General features: G+C 71.1%; 1 protein-coding gene and 1 pseudogene. One reads left to right on the top strand and one right to left on the bottom strand.

Features of this window, described 5'->3' with window-relative positions:
- Positions 1-492: pseudogene (gene purH / locus ACILRF_RS15735) on the top strand (bifunctional phosphoribosylaminoimidazolecarboxamide formyltransferase/IMP cyclohydrolase); the annotation flags it as partial.
- 6 nt (positions 493-498) lie between these two features.
- Here the strand turns inward: purH and ACILRF_RS15730 are convergent.
- Positions 499-3,103: NAD-glutamate dehydrogenase domain-containing protein (locus ACILRF_RS15730; protein WP_395674553.1), on the bottom strand; the 2,605-nt coding region annotated here is incomplete at its 5' end.

Below are 3,103 nucleotides of genomic sequence, written 5' to 3'. Positions count from 1 at the left end.
GGCGGCCTGCCGGATGCCCGCGAGCCCGGCGTGACCTTCAAGTCGGTGGCCGGCGGTTTCCTGGTCCAGGCTCGCGACGACGCGCACCTGACCGCCGCCGACCTCAAGGTGGTGACCAAGCGCGCGCCGACCGACGCCGAGGTGCGCGACATGCTGTTCGCCTTCACCGTCGCCAAGCATGTCAAGTCGAACGCCATCGTCTATGCCCGGGCCGGCCAGACGCTCGGCGTCGGGGCCGGCCAGATGAACCGCAAGGATTCGGCCCGTATCGCCGCCCTGCGCGCCGGCGACTTCGGCCTGGATCTGACGGGGTCCGCCTGCGCGTCGGAAGCCTTCTTCCCATTCGCCGACGGCCTGATCCAGGCCGCCGACGCGGGTTGCACGGCGGTGATCCAGCCAGGCGGGTCGATGCGCGACGAGGAAGTCATCGCCGCCGCCGACGAGCGCGGCCTGGCCATGGTCTTCACCGGCGTGCGGGTGTTCCGGCACTAACCGGGATCACCGCCGTCGCTTGGCCGCCGCTTCCGCCGCCAGTTCCCGCAAGGCCGCGTTGGCGATAGTCAGCTTGGCGAAGGTCCAGGCGCCGCCGGCCGCTTCGATGTCGCCGATCACGCGAGCGGCGGCCTCCGCCGGCTCGCGGCGCAACGCGGCCCAGGACGCGACCGCCGCGCCGGCGGCCTCGGCGCTGGCGCCGGCCTGCGGCTGAGCGGCGAACTGCATGATCGCCCGCGTCAGCTGCGCCTGCTCGGACAGCATGTCCTCGATCAGCCGGCGAAGGGCCGTCCGCTCGAAGGTGTCGCCCACCGCGTATCCGGCGGCCGCCGCCCGCAGACGGTCGAACGCGAAGGCCGAGCCTGCGGCCGCATAGAGCCGCGAGACCGCGGCCAGGGGCCAGCTCGACCCCTCGGCCAGATCGATGAGGTCGGCGGCGGTGGTCAGGGCCTGCAATGAGCCGACCGCCTCGGCCAGGTCGGCTGGGGCGCCGGCGGCGGTCAGGGCCTCGGTCCGCTTGCGGATCGCCGTCGCCTCGACCTCCGACAGGGTTGAAGGCGTCAGGGCCTTGAGCGACTTGAACCCGGCGGCGTAGCGGTCGATCAGACCGGCGGTGTCGAGTCCCTCGCGTCCCGCGCGTCGGGCCAGCCAGAAGGTCGCCCCGCGCAGGGCCGCCGTGAGCCGGCGATAGAGCGCCATCTGGCCGGAGGCGGGCGCCTTGCCGTCGAGGGCGGAGACCGCCTGCCAAAGGAGCTCGACGCCAAGCACCGCCTTGGCCGCCTCGTAGCCGGCGACCAGGGCCGCCGGATCGCAGCCGGCGGCGGTCATCAGCCGCGGGGCGAAGCTCGGGCCAAGACGGTTGACGATGTCGTTGGCGACGACGGTGGAGATGATCTCGCGCCGTAGCCGGTGGCGGTGCATCGGCTCGGCCCACTTGCGCAGCGGCTTGGGGAAGTACCCCTCGAGCTTGGCCTCGAACGCCGGATCGTCCGGCGCCCGGCTCTCGATCATCCTGCGCTTGAGCTCCAGCTTGCCGTAGGCCAGCAGGACCGCCAGTTCCGGCCGGGTGAGCCCGCGCCCGGCGGCCTGGCGCTCGGCTATGGCGGCGGCGTCCGGCAGGCCCTCGACCGTCCGGTCAAGCCGACCGGCTTCCTCCAGCGCGGCCATGAAGCGGCCGTGCGGCTCCAGCTCGCCAACGGCGTCCATCTCCAGCAGAGAAAGCGCGAGGGTCTGGTCGTAGTTGTGCGCCAGGACGTGGGACCCGACGGCGTCGACCATCGAGCGCAGCAGGGTGTCGCGCCTGGGCCGTGTCAGCTCGCCGGTACGCTCGAGCATGCCGGTGAGGATCTTGATGTTGACCTCGTGGTCGGAGGAGTCGACCCCGGCGGAATTGTCGATGGCGTCGGTGTTGAGCCGCCCGCCGGCCGCCGCGAACTCGATCCGACCGGCCTGGGTGACCCCGAGGTTGGCGCCCTCGCCGATCACCTTGACCCGCAGGTCCTCGCCGTTGACCCGAACCGCGTCGTTGGCCTTGTCGCCGACGTCGGCGTTGGCTTCGTGTCGGGCTTTCACATAGGTCCCGATGCCACCCATGTAGAGCAGCTCCGCGGGCGCCTTGAGGATGGCGTTTATCAGCTCCAGGGGCGCCATGGACGACGCGGTCACGCCCAGCATCGCCCGCACCTCGGCGGTCAGCGGGATGTCCTTGAGGCTGCGCGGGAACACGCCCCCGCCGTTGGAGACCGCCTTGCGGTCGTAATCGTCCCACGACGAGCGCGGCAGCTCGAACATCCGCTTGCGCTCTACCCAGGAGGCGGCCGGGTCGGGATCGGGATCGAGGAAGATGTGACGGTGGTCGAATGCCGCCAGCAGGCGGGTCTGCTGCGACAGCAGCATGCCGTTGCCGAACACGTCGCCCGACATGTCGCCGCAACCGACCACGGTGAACGGCTCGGTCTGGATGTCCTTGCCCAGCTCGCGGAAGTGGCGCTTCACCGCTTCCCAGGCGCCGCGGGCGGTGATGCCCATGACCTTGTGGTCGTAGCCGGCCGAGCCGCCGGACGCGAAGGCGTCGCCCAGCCAGAAGCCGTAGGACTCGGCGATGCCGTTGGCGATGTCCGAGAAGGTCGCCGTCCCCTTGTCGGCGGCGACGACCAGATAGGGGTCCTCGCCGTCGTGCACGACCACGCCGGCCGGCCGGATCACCTTGCCGTCCGGCGACAGGTTGTCGGTGATGTCGAGGAGGCCGGACAGGAACGTCGTGTAAGCGCCGATCGCCTCGGCGCGGACCGCGTCCGGCGCGCCGCCCTTGGGCAGCAGCTTGGGATAGAACCCGCCCTTGGAGCCGACGGGCACGATGACGGCGTTCTTGACCTGCTGGGCTTTCACCAGGCCGAGAACCTCGGTGCGGAAGTCGTCGCGCCGGTCGCTCCAGCGCAGGCCGCCGCGCGCCACCGGACCGAAGCGCAGATGGACGCCTTCGACGTTGACGCCCCAGACGAAGATCTCGCGGAAGGGTTTGGGCGCCGGCAGGTCGGCGAGCTGGCCGCTCGCGACCTTGAACGAGATATAGGGTTTCGGCGCGCCGCCTTCGCCTGCCTGATAGTAGTTG

Origin of the sequence: Phenylobacterium sp. (assembly GCF_044236515.1) — a bacterium.
GTDB lineage: Bacteria > Pseudomonadota > Alphaproteobacteria > Caulobacterales > Caulobacteraceae > Phenylobacterium.
The sequence above is the reverse complement of the archived record's forward strand: the minus strand, read 5'-3'. Positions and strand labels throughout refer to the sequence as shown.